The following is a 13,273-nucleotide window of genomic DNA, read 5'->3' as shown; positions in this document are numbered from 1 at the left end:
CTAAGAGGGATGACCAGTACCCAGAGCCGGAGTACAACTATTTCTTCCACCTACCAATACATTCTCTCATATTTACTCATAGTCAGATACTTATAGTTTTGCCACGTGGAATATAAAAGTATATATAGGTACACAAAAGTAAAAAATGTTTCAGTATTGTTTCAGTAAAACCTATATTTGAGATGAGATAAGAAACGAATTACTATATGTCAGAGCCTACAGGGTCGCCCTCTCCTAAGAAGAGTGTGATCAAGTCTTCTCTTATACGCACCACCATTGAATTAGGCAATAAGCCGAAGAAAAATGGCAGGTATCCCCTATTTCTTCGCATCACTCAAAATCGCAAGCTTAAACGCATCTATCTGGGCTTTGATATTGCTATCAAGGATTGGAATCCGGAAAAGAAAGAGGTTCGTCGGTCGGAGAAGATGTTTGCCGTTATCAATCGAACTATTGAAGATAAAATTGCTGAGGTTGCTAAACTCAAACAGGAGATCAAGCATGCTAATGCCTCCACTATTGCAGAGAACCTTTACGGAAAAGCGACAGAGTCTTTCTTTGACTTTGCCTACTCTTATATAGACAAGCAAGCCTACAACACCCAGCGAAATCTAAAGAACGAGGTCAATAAGCTTTTAGAGTTCACTCAGAACCGCAATCTTCTATTTGCCGACCTTTCTCTTCAAGTATTGGAGGATTATCAGTCCTGGCTGAAGACCGTCAGAAAGAATAGCCAGTCAACGGTCCGAATGAGCTTGGTAAAGATTCAGACGATTGTCAACCATGCCATTGAGAAGAAGATCATTTCTGTCAATGAGAACCCTTTCCTAGGGCTTAAAACTGCTGAGGGTAAACCAACAAGAGTGCGTTTGACAGATGAGGAGCTACATAGGTTTGCCACTGTTGATCTAGAACCAGATTCTTTATTATGGCATACGCGTAATTATTGGATGTTTGCTTATTACGCAGCTGGGGTTCGGTTTTCGGATTTATCTACCTTAAAATGGAAGAATGTTGACGACGGCCGGCTTTCATACATCATGAGAAAGACGGCTCATGTGACCGATAAGGTTCACTCTATACAGCTTCCGAGAAAAGCCCTAGAGATTCTTGAATATTATACTCCTAAGGGTGTTAAACGTAAGGAGGAATACCTCTTCCCTATCCTCAATGCCTCAAAAGTATTCGAGTCTGACTTTGAGTTACTTAAGGAGATCAGTAGCAAGAATGCAATGCACAACTTGAGACTTAAGAAGATTTGCAAGAAGGCTGAGATTAGTAAGGAAGTCTCTTTCCACTCAGCTCGTCATACTTTTGCTGACCTTGGGCGTCGGAAGATCAAAGACGTATATGCCGTGAGTAAGCTTCTCAGGCACTCTAAAATAAGCATGACGGAGAAATATCTCAACAGCTTTGATACGGACACCGTAGACCAGGCAATGAAAGACCTTTTTGATTAATTTTATAAAACAAAGCACTCGGCCACCTTCCACAGTATCCCGAGTGCTTTCAAACAATTGCAATCATGGCACCAAGTTACGCAAATCCTTTTGATTCTGGGAAGTCTATCAATTGGCTTACCGAAGAACAACTGCATTCCATAGCTACTGATCTACTTTTTGAGACCCGTTTAACTGCTAAGCTGGAATATTTATATCAAGAATTTGGTAAAGCAAATGGGCTTAAAATGTACGATATCTTAATTGAGGGGCTCATAGCCCATCAAAATACATTTGACAGCTTACTAATTCGTGATGGACTGGAAGGTGAAGGCGACGAGAATGGAGAAAATATCCATTGGTTTACTCTTGATGAAAAAAGGCAAAGAACTTCTTTTCCGATAGCAACCATGTTCCCCAGTCACTTTGGAAGAGTAAGAGTTAGTCACATCAGCTGGATGGACATACAGAGAGTTATCTCTGGCATTGAAGAGTTTGTTCGATCTAAAGATGGATTAGAAGATCCATCAAAGGAGTTGAATACCTTGTTCAGTAAGGCTTTAATGCAATTACTAGGTATGAACAACGAATCTGAACAAGACAATAGTGGCGAGACATCAAAACATATCCTACATTCAGATAAATCTCAGGAAGAGATTTCTTTTGATATCAATCAAGAAGATGAATTGAAGGGTATTATCATCAATAAAAGTAGGTTTCTCAAGTTTGAAGCAGAGCTTTTAGCTAAAGGATACCTAGATAAACAACGTAAGTGGCTGAAGAATCAGATCACAATTGTAGAAATGATAGCGACCTTAAAAGTTGAGGGATTTTTTACACCGAACTTGAAGAACCCAAAAATTCGCACTTTTATGGCTAATCGCTATAAAGTCAGTATAAACGACTCTTATACTAAGCCCTCTAAGCTTAAACCGGTCGAGGATAAGTATGCTAGGTATAAAACAAATGAGTTTTCTCATTTCATTCCAAAGGGATAATCCCGGTAAAACGGGAAATAATCCCGTTTTACTCTTCTTGAATCAGTATAGCACACTAGTAATCAAACACCTAAAAATCCCGCTTTTCCTTATATTCCACTATATGCCGAGCTTTAATATATCAACCACTAAAAAGCAAAGCATATGCAGGAACTTAGAATCCTCTCGATTCCCGAAAGCCAATTCAACCAGTTAATCTCTAAGGTTGACGAGGTAAAACTTAGTCAAAACCGATTAATCTCAGATGTCAACAGTAACTTCCTGTACACTGAAGACGAAGCCACTGAAATCTTTAAGTGTAGCAAAAAGACACTGCAAAACTGGAGAGCAAGAGGATACATAGATTTTATACAGCTTGGATCTGTTATTCGGTACCCTAAAGGAGCAATTCTCGCTTTCACCGAACGGTTTAAGGTAAAGGCTCACTATTGGGAAGGAGGTGCTCAATGACAGCCCTTCAAGCTCTTCATGATCTGGCCCTGCACTCCAAGCGAGCTAATCACCCTACTTTCCCAGAAAAGCTGATTCCTAAGCCTAAGTTCTCTGATAAGACTGCTAATGGGCTAACCAAGTGTATTGTAGCATTCATTCGGCTACAAGGCTTCCAGGCCGAACGGGTTTCGGTAGAAGGTCGTGTTCTTGATGGCCGAAAGACCTTTCAGGATGCAGTCGGCTATCGGCGTACCATCGGAACCGTTAAACGAATCCGCTCTTCTGCTCAGGTTGGATCAGCTGACGTTTCAGCCATTATCAACGGACGCTCTGTGAAGATTGAAGTCAAAGTAGGCAACGATCGTCAAAGTCAAGCTCAGAAAGAGTATCAGCGTCAGGTTGAGGCAGCCGGCGGAATCTATCTCCTCATTTCCTCTTTCCAACAATTTTACGACTGGTATCTGCAGCGACAGATCCATCCAGCTAGTTAAACTAACCCTTCATTCTTTCACCAACAAAAAAGGCCGCTCTACCCCTAAAGCGACCCTTGTTCAACACATCCCTAAACTACCCATGACAGTAGCAAATATAGCTCAAAAACAGGAGATTACCTCTCAATTAACTCCTATTTCTCCCCAATCGCTAACGCAACATATACAGCAACAGTTAGCTCCTGACAAGCCCGTTGCTCACAGTGAAATTCAAGCACGGGTCATTAGTCAGATAACGGCTGTGGACTTTGAATCAGAAGCCTTTCCGGAGCTGGCTAAGCTAAAAGAGCAATATGATAATCTGGAAAGCCAGCTCATGAATCCCGACGGCAGCGTAAACACTGATAAAGCGTTGGACCCGATTCGAGACCAATGGCGAAAAGTAGGAAAGAAGATCGATAAGCTTAAGATCACCAAGCAACATTTGATCATCCTGTCTATTGAAATCTTAATCAAGGTGGTTACTTCCAAGCGAATGGGCATTTGCAAACACCTGAGCTTCGTGTTCCTTTATAATGGAGCCTACTGGAAGGAAACTGATAAAGAAGCGTTTCAGCAATTCCTTTCCTCCGTAGCTGAAAAGATGGGCGTTAGCCGGTACGTAGCTCGTTACCATAAGTTTATTGACGAATTGATGTCACAGTTTAACAAGACGACTTACTTGCCTGCTCCTGAGCCAACGAAAGGAACTGAACGCATCAATTTACAAAACGGAACCTTTGAGATCAGCCCTACCGGTAATGGCTTAAGACCCTTTAACCCCAAGGACTTCTTCACCTACCAACTGCCTTTTACTTACGATCCTACAGCGAAGGCTCCTTTATTCGAACGCTATCTAGAGCAGGTGCTACCTGATGAGGAAAGCCGGATGGTGTTAGCGGAGTACATGGGCTACGTCTTCATTCAGCCCGATACGCTTAAGATGGAAAAGGTTTTACTGCTATACGGCAGTGGAGCCAATGGAAAGTCCGTTTTCTTCGAGATCGTTAATGCTTTGCTGGGAGCCGATAATGTATCCAGCTATTCCCTAGAGAGTCTGACCGATCAAAGCGGTTATTACCGAGCTAAGATTGCTAACAAGCTGGTTAACTATGCCTCAGAGATTAGTGGAAAGCTGGAAGCCAGCATCTTTAAGCAATTAGCCTCCTGTGAACCCGTATCAGCCCGCTTGCCCTATGGAGAGCCGTTTACGGTCAGCAAGTACGCCAAGCTCATCTTTAACGTCAACGAATTGCCCAGGGACGTAGAACAGACGCATGCCTTCTTTCGACGCTTTCTCATCATTCCCTTCACCACCACTATTCCGGAAGATCAGCAAGACAAGGAACTAGCCCAGAAGATTATTCAGGCAGAGTTATCAGGAGTCTTTAACTGGGTGCTGGGAGGATTAAACCGCTTGCTCAAGCAAAAGCAGTTTACGAAATGTAAAGCCTCTGATGAGGCCCGCCTAGAGTATCAAAAACGCTCGGATTCGGTTCGCAGCTTTTTGGAGGAGGAGAACTATCAACCTTCTAGCCTGGATGAAAAGCCGCTGAAAGAAGTCTATGATGAATACAAGGCGTATTGTCTGGATAGTGGCTACATGAAAGTATCACTAGTGACCTTTAGTGGGCGGCTTACTCATATGGGCTATCAATCCCATAAACGCAACTACGGGAAGGTCCTCTTCATCGCAAAAAAGATTTTGTTTAGACAGCACTCTCGTCACTAGCGTCACTTTTGCCAACTACCTGCCTTCTCGTAAGGTGACGATGGTGCTTCAAGTGACGCGAATAAAAAACCTTTTTTCTCGCCTAACGATGAACGACTTTCAATACGCCCTCGATCAATCCAGCAAGAAGTTTAACTGCCATGGATGCGGCAAACGCCGGATGGTTCGCTATATCAATCTGGTTTCTGGAGAATACCTGCCCAGCCAATACGGACGCTGTGATCGGGAAGCTGCCTGTCACTATCACCTAAACCCGTACGCGGATGGTTACGGCAAAGAAGAAGCGGTAAGACCTAAGTCTGCCTACACTTATAAAAAGCCGGAGCCGAAGCCCATTACGTTTTATCCGTCTGAGCTAGTAGGGCAACTTTATAACCGCGACGCCTCAAAGAACCAGTTCCTAGAAAACCTCGTACGCCGTTTGCCCTATCCGTTACTTTCAAAGGACATAGAGCAGGTAAGGGAGCTTTATCAGCTGGGTACTGTAGAAAAAGGCTACATGGCGGGAGCTATTGCTTTCCCCTACATCGATGAGCATGGCAATACCCGAACCATTCAGATTAAAACCTTTGATGAAGGTAATCACACGACGGCAACTAACTTCATTCACGCTTACCTGGAGAAGAACCTGCTTGAGCTAGGGAAGTCAGTGCCGGAGTGGATTGTTCGCTACAAGCAAAACGAGCTAAAGGTCTCCTGCCTGTTTGGGGCTCATCTATTGCCCAGGTATCCCTTTAATCCAATTGCTATTGTAGAAGCACCCAAAACGGCTATCATCGGCACCCTCTACAATGGTTTTCCGAATGAACCTTCCAGTTTGCTCTGGTTAGCTGTATATAACTTAAGCAGCCTGTCCTACGAGAAAGTGAAGGCCTTGGCAGGTAGAAACGTCATCCTGTTTCCTGATCTATCCAAGCCAGCGGAAGGTCAGTTATCCGCCTATGAGCAGTGGAAGCAAAAGGCTGAGGAGTTCAATAAGAAGATGCCCGGTACTCGCTTCGTAGTCTCTGATATATTGGAGCAATCGGCAACTGAGCAGCAACGCATCAAAGGGCTTGATTTAGCCGACTTCTTTTCAGAGATGGACTGGCGGACCTTTCGAGCCGTGAAACCCGCACAGAAGGACAACAGCACGATTGCAGAGCTTTCTGAGTCTACAATTGAGAAGTCTGTTAATGCTGAACCAGACTATCCTGAAAGCTGGGATGACATAATAGGACCTGAACAAAAGACTACTCCTTTCACTCCGCAGTATGAACGAGAAATCTTTAACAGTCTGCTATCGGACTTAGACAGCGGAGCCCACTTTAAGCAGCTTCACGGACGTCAGGCTTACTGCTCATTAACTGACACCGCCGAGGAGCTACAAACCTACTTTCAAAAGCTCAGCCGGGAACACTTGTCACAACTCACCAGAACGCAAAAGCTGGAATTCATCCGGCAACGACAGCAGGCAGGCTTCACACTTCTAGGCATCGTAGAAGACTATCCGGGCCTCGGCTTCAGAGACGAAAGGGCATTAAGCCAATTCATTCAAGGGGGTTAGCCCTCATTCTAAATCCAATCGTTTTCATTCTAATTCATTCTAAAACAGAACACACCTATGCCTTTTGAAAAAGGAAAACCTAAAACTGGGGGGCGTAAACCAGGAGCGTTAAACAAGACTACCGCAGACATCAAAGCCCGCATCAAAACTTTCATTGACCAGAAGTTCGAGGACATCTCCGCTGCCATTGAACTCATGGAGCCTAAGGACCAGGTAGCTGCCTACCTAAAGTTCATGGAGTACATCTTGCCTAAGCAGCGGGAAACCAAGCTTGACATCTCCAGTCTGAGCGAAGAGGAACTGGATGAACTACTGGGCCGGGCCATGAATAAGGTAGAAGAACAGGAACCCGACGAAGAATAACCAATTAAACCCAAAACAACGATGACAACTGAACAACTCAAGCAGGCCAAGAGCCTCGAATTTAAAATCACCTCACTAGAAGAAATCCTGAAGAAGGTCTACGCTAAGAATTACACAGGGTATACGCTTCGCTACCGGGGTGACACTATGAGCAGTACCGGTTACACGCATGACATTCCCAGGGATGAGGTTTTAGAACAACGAATCTTCGAAATCATCAGAGATCGGATTCATGATCTAAAACAGGAGTTTGCATCCATTTAATTAATCAACGTATACACTGTACCGAGATGACTCGCAAGGACAAGATTGATATGCTAGGCAAGGTGCTTAGTGGAGACAAGAAAGCGATTAGCCAGTTAAAAGCCAGGTCAAAACGCATTGACTTTTCTAAGCTATCTGATGAAGAGCTAAATGCCATTATTGCTCATGGCCCAAAGCTTAGCCCTGAAGAGCAAGCCTACTGGGACTCCTTCACAGACGAAGAACTCCACATTATGATCGAAACGGGTGAAATCCCTAAAAAACAACCAAGCAGATGAAAAGACAAGACAAAGCAGCCCTATTGCTGCGAATCCTAGAAGGTAAGGTTACTCAAGAAGAACTTAGCCGTCAAATGAATCCAGATCCCGAATCTATTTCCGTGGTCATCATCAGTGAAGGTGCCAAAGATCCTGAGCCAGATGAGTTAGTGACGGCCACGCTAACCTTTCACGGTAGCCGCGGTGGTAAGACTAAGACCATGCCTTTTAAAGTCCTCGAAAAGCTTATGGCACGCGTAGGGGGCACTGTTTTCTCTCTGCCTGATAACCATCGCAATGACGAATGAAACGAAAAGATAAAGAAGCAGCTATTCGGGCCTACCTGAAAGGCGATACAAAACCCATCCGTCGGTTTAAAAGCCTCTTAGACACAAAAAAGCCTGGGTTAAAGATCATTGCCGACCGTGAGCCAGAGATAGGTTTTAGTAACCTTAACGTCTACCAGGGAGATAACATCATTGAATCTCACGAAAGGCTTTCTCAGGCTGAATATGAGGCCTTAGTTAAGCGGCTAGGGAAACACTATAACCTTTTCATCATCTACTAACATGGCAAATAGCAGAAAAGACAAAGAAGCAGCCTTAATGGCCCTTTTGCAGGGAAACTCCGCACCGTTGCAGCGGCTCAAGAAAGAAGATCAGCCTCTCATCTACATTCAGGCCGAGCAGGCAGGTGAAATGATCAGGAATGTCACGATCAAACTTATGACCCATCCTCAACAGCACCTGGAATCTCATGATTCGATGACGCAGGAAGCCTTTGAAGCCATGAAGCAACGAATCCTCAAGAAAGGACAGCCCTGGATTGAAATGCGAGTTCCTGAACACTAATTACCTCTACTAACATTCCTAAAACTTAAACAACCAATACATGCTATACCGGTTAGAACACACTGTTCCTTTCGTCACTGTGCACAACAAAATGCAGATACGACTCGACATCACTACTCTGAGCTATAAACGACTACCCAAAGAACAACTTGCTCAGGCGGACGCTGTGACCATTGACGACCTAGAGATCACTCAAGACGAGAAATTCGAAGCCATTCGGGGACGGCGAATATCTACCCGACTCATTGGACGCAACGGTTTTGGTTTATCAAGTCTATTTTCGGAAAACCCCCGTAAGTACCGCATTGAGACTCACAAGGATGGCAACCTATTGGCTCGTTCTTACCTGCTAGCCTCTCAATCTGAGGAGCCTTATCAGGCAGAGCCTTATGTATTCGACATTTCAGCAACGGTAGGTTTGGGTGACCTAAAAAATATCAAATACCTGGATGCCTCAGGTACGGCCTACCAAACCCTTCAATCAGCGACGGAAGTGCTCTTAAACTGCCTGGACCTGATTGGCCTTGACCTGCCCGTCTGGATCGCTTGCGAATCCTATGCCGAAGGAATGGATGAGGGCGTGTGTACGCTCTCGCAGGCGATCATCGACCCTACTAGGTTTTACCCCAACGACGAGCCGATGTCGGCGTATGACGTGCTTAAAGACCTATGCACGATGTTTGGGGCATTTATCTGTCAATCATCCGGTACTTGGAAGTTTGTGCAGGTAGAGTCACTGACCAGGGGGATGGTGAAAGTATTTCCTTTTACTTCTGAACGTCAGGCTCAAGGGCAGATGACGCTTTCCGTTGACAAGGTTATTGCCTCAGGAGCTAAGGTTGAGGACAAACCCTTTATTCATTACGACCAACGCATTGGCAACTATGACTCAGTGAAGCTGGCCCAGATGGAGGTAGATTACGGAGTGCTAAAAAACCGCCTGTATAATCCCCGGTTTCAAATGCTCGATCCGACCATCAACGGGGGTAAAGCCGCCCGAGGCTGGCTACCTTACGAGATTACCTACCGCTACCTTACTCCCGATCCGCAAACGGTTTTCAAAGACAACTATATCGAGTTTGACGGGAAAGCTTTCCGGCTTAATGGAGAAGATGTAGGGCTTCAATCCGTCTGGCTAACAGTTGGAGCTAATGTCCCAGGCAAGCAAACGCCTTACTCACCCGATCCAGCCTTTTACGTTTCGGCTCCAATGTATGCCAGATACGATCAAAAGATCAAAATCTCAGGGGAGTTCTTTAATATTGGTTCGCGTGGTGCAAAGGTGCAGGTAATTGCCGTGCCGATTCTAAATCACGACATCATCCCTACATTGAATACGAAGCCGGAAACGCCGTTAAAGTATAAGGATGAAGACCACCCCCGTCCACTATTTCTATCGCAGGAAGGTGTTTGGGCAGATCAGTTTATCGCAAAGGGAGGGGCAAACGGTGCCTGCTTCATCTTTGAAAACCTGAAAGAAGTCCGCGAAACCAGTAAAGTCTTAAATGAGCTGAATCAGCCTTTTCCTAACACCAATAAACTGGTTCAAACTTCGAAGGGCGAATGGTCAAAGTTTGAAATGGAGTCTGACCCTCTACCGCTGACCCGCGACATACAGGGCAAGCCTTATAAAGCAACCTATTACACAATTCGGGTGGTGCTATTTCGGGCCGCTGAATATCTGGAAAACAAGCCCACAAATCCGCCGGCAGCCAGAATTCAATTCCGCAATCTCAAGCTAGGCAAATTTGATGCTTTACAATATCAGGACATCCGAAAGGAACGTCATGAATTAGAACAGGATAAGCCCTACGGCGTGAAGCGTAGCGTAGTAACCATTCCTTTAGGTTCGGTGGGTGGAGAAAACTACTATTCACAGATTTTGGACCTTCAGGGTAACCCTCGTATTAACTGGTATAAACGGGGTGGAGACGGCTCTAAAATGCCTTTGCCCGCCCTTACCCTGACCGACATATTGAAAGTGTCGGGCCGTCCTACCAAACGCGTGACTGGCTCAGTACTGCATACTTCGTTTGACCTCATGGATTCCGTTCGCCCTGGCGGTTTCAAGGGCCGGTTCATGGTAGCAGGAGCAACGCAAAACTTCCCCAGTGAAGAGTCGCGGGTAGTCTTGGCAGAGCTGTTTGAATATCAGCCTAGCCACTTCCGGCGGTATTACACCATTGATGCGTCAGACAACGCTGTATTGCAGGTTAACGCTTATTCAGAAGGCAACATCCCAGACTCAGAGGCTAGCTTACGAATCACTTTCCTGGAGCCCAACGGCCGAAGCAACCCACCCCGAAAACTTAGGGTGACGGGAGGCGTGTTCCCTGGCGGCGGTATTGACCTCTGGTCGCATGATGCTTATATAGCCTGGTTTGATCAGGAAGAAGATGGGCCATATACGGTAACGGTGTCTAGTCTCACCATGGGTGAAGGGGTTGATTACCTCAAAACCTATCCCGGCATTGAAGGCAACTACGCCAAAATCGAATTCCCAGAGGAAATTGAATTTAACGTCACAGTGACGAATGCTTCTGGAGCGAAAGCAGTCCGCAAAATCAGAGCGACAGGTGATCAGAAGATTCAGTTTGCAGCTCCCAGCTCATCTTGCTCGGGCGACACACCAGTTTTGATTGGCGTCTTGAATAATAACTATCCCGACAAACTCGATCCTTTGACGGGTAGCCGCAAACGATGGGCGGCTTATAGCTGCTCTATTGTGGACTTAATGACGGGTGAGATAGTGCCTGGTGCCGACGGAATTACACTGCAGTATGCCCCTGAGCAAAGCTGGTTTGAAGGACGCTTGCCAGAAGATTGGAGTACACGAGTCTATGGGGTACGCATTGAAGGAGCGGCCCTGGCCACGACTGTAAAATACGATCAATGCGGCTACATTATGGAGATAAAGCGGTGTAAGCCCAAAAATCCTAACTTCTTTGGTGGACGTTATAGTGACCGCTTTTACAAAGAGACAAATTAGAACTAGGCCAGAATAAGTAAAGCTCGGCACATCACCGGGCTTTACTTATTCTGGCCTAGTTATCCAGTCAGCTACAGACTTTTCAAATACCCCAGTAGACTTGGCTTTAAAACTGGCTGCTTCATAGCCTTCATAAATCCTGATAGCTTTGATGTTGACGAGGTTGATTGCTACTACCGTCTTTCCGTTTGATTCTTTAAGCCTTACGTTCCAATCTCCACTGATTCGTGTTGGCTTTACGTGTGCTCTTCCTTCTTTACGCGTTTCGACGCCAATCCAGGCTTTTGAATTTTTGATCTGACCTGTTTTAAGGTCTTCGTAATTTGCTTGACTATAAAGGTCCATTCGCTCAGAGACGATCAACCCTGAAGCTTTCTCAACTACCCGAATCGGGATGCCTAATTGCGTGAAGAAATCAACAGTAGCATCCCAGGCTTTATCAAACGATTTAGCGGTAGTGACCGTGTAGGGACCATCTAGATACTTATCTCGTAAAGGGTACACCTTAGCTGGGATACAGGAGTAAAAACATGCTATCACTAGCAATAGTAAAGCTTGACGCATAGCGGTGCAGGTTAATGGATGTGAGGAGGACGGGTGTTAATTTCTTCAAGGACGTCTTGATAGTCTTTCTGGGCTTCAAATAAAGCTATTTGTAATTGCTCATAGTCGTGATTCAAAGAGCCAAGAAGTAGAATAGCATTTTCTAAAGTTTCTACTTTGTGCAGGGCGTAATAGGTTCTCTTCGTGTCTTCAGACTTATCTTCCAAAAGTAGTCTGAAAGTTAAAAGTGAAGACGATTGGGTATTTGCTAAGGACACAAGGATGCGTTCTAGAAGTAGTGGTTCAATCATAATGGTGTAGGGTTAGACACCGCAAGGTAAAGGGCTGGATAGACGCAGGCAAACCATTCATCTAATAACATATCAGCGGAGGAGGGCCTTTTGACTGAATTCACTGAATTACATCAAGCACTCGGTTAGCACCTCTGCCGAAAGAAGCCCTTGAGCGAATTGGTTGAGTTGTAATGCTTCGTGTGGAGTCATTTAAGTGAATGGGCAAGAACTGCAGGCGTTCGAGTGTGAAAGAGTACCTGTCAAGCCCTCCCCGGTAGCTTGAGGCGTCTGACCCACCCCCGGGGTGTTATAGGGAAATTTTCGGATTTGCAGTGTACTAGATAGCTAAACTGAATCCTGAAAACCTCAACCGCCTGATTATCACCGATGTGATTTTTCTCACAACGGAGGTTTGACGTACTTCATCAGGATGAGCATCCACAGTGTACTATATAGCTAACTCAGTTACACCAAATTGCGAACGCAGGAGATAGCCAACGGGCGAATTCTAAGGCAACGTCTTCGTGCATCCAAGTTCCTCCGTTGCGGCCTTCTTCGGTAAGGATTAAACTATCCGATTTTCGGACAGTTTCTAATTCATTTAAAAACAACTGAGTAGATGGCAGCTCCAGCCACTTAGCCGGACGTTTCCCGAACGGCTTAGCCATTTCCGTAGCATTCACCATTAGTTCGCCTGATTCTGAGACTGGCCTCAAACTACCAGAATTCCTGGTAGTTTAGAAGAACCTCCATAGCAGAGGAGGACAACCGCTCTCAAGTGGACTTCTCTAGCTAACGGGCCATTCGCTTCGCTCACTAACAGAGGACTCGTTAGAGGGGATTGGGCGTAGTTGGGGGTATAACGTGGGATTATTCCACCTTTTGCAAAAGGTAATCCTGAGTTATCTTAATGGTACAGGACTATCCGTCGGCTTAGACTTATGAGAACGCAATTTTGCGTCATCCGATGACTCAGCGTTCAGACAAGTGGCAATCCGTTGCTTCCCCTAGATGGGGAGCAAGATGACAAGCACTAATTCAGGATCACCTTTTAGCTAATTGAGAGGTCAACTCAAAACTGAGTCGGCTAAATACC

General features: G+C 45.3%; 16 protein-coding genes. 13 read left to right on the top strand and 3 right to left on the bottom strand.

Annotated elements, in window-relative coordinates; all coding sequences use genetic code 11:
* Nucleotides 1–206: 206 nt before the first annotated feature.
* The 13 genes from BWI93_RS04560 (at nucleotide 207) to BWI93_RS04500 (ending at nucleotide 11,341) form a co-directional block, all read left to right on the top strand.
* Nucleotides 207–1,460 carry a site-specific integrase gene (locus BWI93_RS04560; protein WP_094808967.1) on the top strand — a complete coding sequence of 418 codons (1,254 nt, stop codon included), beginning with the start codon at nucleotides 207–209 and terminating at the stop codon, nucleotides 1,458–1,460.
* A 65-nt stretch (nucleotides 1,461–1,525) separates the two neighbouring features.
* On the top strand, nucleotides 1,526–2,437 hold the full coding sequence (locus BWI93_RS04555; RefSeq protein ID WP_094808966.1) for a hypothetical protein: 912 nt from the start codon (nucleotides 1,526–1,528) through the stop codon (nucleotides 2,435–2,437).
* Between the two features lie 144 nt (nucleotides 2,438–2,581).
* On the top strand, nucleotides 2,582–2,887 hold the full coding sequence (locus BWI93_RS29415; protein ID WP_094808965.1) for a helix-turn-helix domain-containing protein: 306 nt from the start codon (nucleotides 2,582–2,584) through the stop codon (nucleotides 2,885–2,887).
* Nucleotides 2,884–3,360 (top strand): hypothetical protein, encoded by a 477-nt coding sequence (locus tag BWI93_RS04545; protein WP_094808964.1) that lies wholly within the window; start codon nucleotides 2,884–2,886, stop codon nucleotides 3,358–3,360. Before BWI93_RS29415 ends, BWI93_RS04545 begins: the two co-directional genes overlap by 4 nt.
* An 82-nt stretch (nucleotides 3,361–3,442) precedes the next feature.
* Nucleotides 3,443–5,071: a phage/plasmid primase, P4 family gene (locus BWI93_RS04540; protein ID WP_094808963.1), complete on the top strand. Its 1,629-nt coding sequence runs from the start codon at nucleotides 3,443–3,445 to the stop codon at nucleotides 5,069–5,071.
* 88 nt (nucleotides 5,072–5,159) lie between these two features.
* Complete coding sequence (locus tag BWI93_RS04535; protein ID WP_094808962.1) at nucleotides 5,160–6,617, top strand: DUF6371 domain-containing protein; 1,458 nt, start codon at nucleotides 5,160–5,162, stop codon at nucleotides 6,615–6,617.
* A 57-nt stretch (nucleotides 6,618–6,674) separates the two neighbouring features.
* Nucleotides 6,675–6,980 carry a hypothetical protein gene (locus tag BWI93_RS04530; RefSeq protein WP_094808961.1) on the top strand — a complete coding sequence of 102 codons (306 nt, stop codon included), beginning with the start codon at nucleotides 6,675–6,677 and terminating at the stop codon, nucleotides 6,978–6,980.
* 21 nt (nucleotides 6,981–7,001) lie between these two features.
* Nucleotides 7,002–7,244: a hypothetical protein gene (locus tag BWI93_RS04525; protein ID WP_094808960.1), complete on the top strand. Its 243-nt coding sequence runs from the start codon at nucleotides 7,002–7,004 to the stop codon at nucleotides 7,242–7,244.
* A 26-nt stretch (nucleotides 7,245–7,270) separates the two neighbouring features.
* Entirely contained in the window at nucleotides 7,271–7,522 is a 252-nt protein-coding gene (locus BWI93_RS04520) for a hypothetical protein (RefSeq protein ID WP_094808959.1), read from the top strand.
* Nucleotides 7,519–7,809, top strand: a complete 291-nt coding sequence (locus tag BWI93_RS04515) for a hypothetical protein (protein ID WP_094808958.1) — start codon at nucleotides 7,519–7,521, stop codon at nucleotides 7,807–7,809. The genes BWI93_RS04520 and BWI93_RS04515 overlap by 4 nt, the downstream gene beginning before the upstream one ends.
* Nucleotides 7,806–8,069 carry a hypothetical protein gene (locus tag BWI93_RS04510; RefSeq protein WP_094808957.1) on the top strand — a complete coding sequence of 88 codons (264 nt, stop codon included), beginning with the start codon at nucleotides 7,806–7,808 and terminating at the stop codon, nucleotides 8,067–8,069. Before BWI93_RS04515 ends, BWI93_RS04510 begins: the two co-directional genes overlap by 4 nt.
* 1 nt (nucleotide 8,070) lies before the next feature.
* Nucleotides 8,071–8,352 (top strand): hypothetical protein, encoded by a 282-nt coding sequence (locus tag BWI93_RS04505; RefSeq protein WP_094808956.1) that lies wholly within the window; start codon nucleotides 8,071–8,073, stop codon nucleotides 8,350–8,352.
* Nucleotides 8,353–8,392: 40 nt separating this feature from the next.
* Nucleotides 8,393–11,341, top strand: coding sequence for a hypothetical protein (locus BWI93_RS04500; RefSeq protein ID WP_094808955.1), 2,949 nt, complete (start codon nucleotides 8,393–8,395; stop codon nucleotides 11,339–11,341).
* A gap of 45 nt (nucleotides 11,342–11,386) precedes the next feature.
* Here BWI93_RS04500 and BWI93_RS04495 read toward each other — a convergent pair whose 3' ends face one another.
* The 3 genes from BWI93_RS04495 to BWI93_RS29410 all read right to left on the bottom strand — a co-directional run bounded on the left by BWI93_RS04495 (nucleotide 11,387) and on the right by BWI93_RS29410 (nucleotide 12,863).
* On the bottom strand, nucleotides 11,387–11,905 hold the full coding sequence (locus BWI93_RS04495; RefSeq protein ID WP_094808954.1) for a hypothetical protein: 519 nt from the start codon (nucleotides 11,903–11,905) through the stop codon (nucleotides 11,387–11,389).
* A gap of 11 nt (nucleotides 11,906–11,916) precedes the next feature.
* Complete coding sequence (locus BWI93_RS04490; RefSeq protein ID WP_094808953.1) at nucleotides 11,917–12,195, bottom strand: hypothetical protein; 279 nt, start codon at nucleotides 12,193–12,195, stop codon at nucleotides 11,917–11,919.
* Between the two features lie 443 nt (nucleotides 12,196–12,638).
* Nucleotides 12,639–12,863: a KilA-N domain-containing protein gene (locus BWI93_RS29410; protein WP_094808952.1), complete on the bottom strand. Its 225-nt coding sequence runs from the start codon at nucleotides 12,861–12,863 to the stop codon at nucleotides 12,639–12,641.
* Between the last annotated feature and the right edge of the window lie 410 nt (nucleotides 12,864–13,273).

It is taken from the genome of Siphonobacter sp. BAB-5385, assembly GCF_002261125.1.
In the GTDB taxonomy this organism is placed as follows: domain Bacteria; phylum Bacteroidota; class Bacteroidia; order Cytophagales; family Spirosomataceae; genus Siphonobacter.
This window is presented reverse-complemented; position numbering and strand designations above follow the sequence as displayed.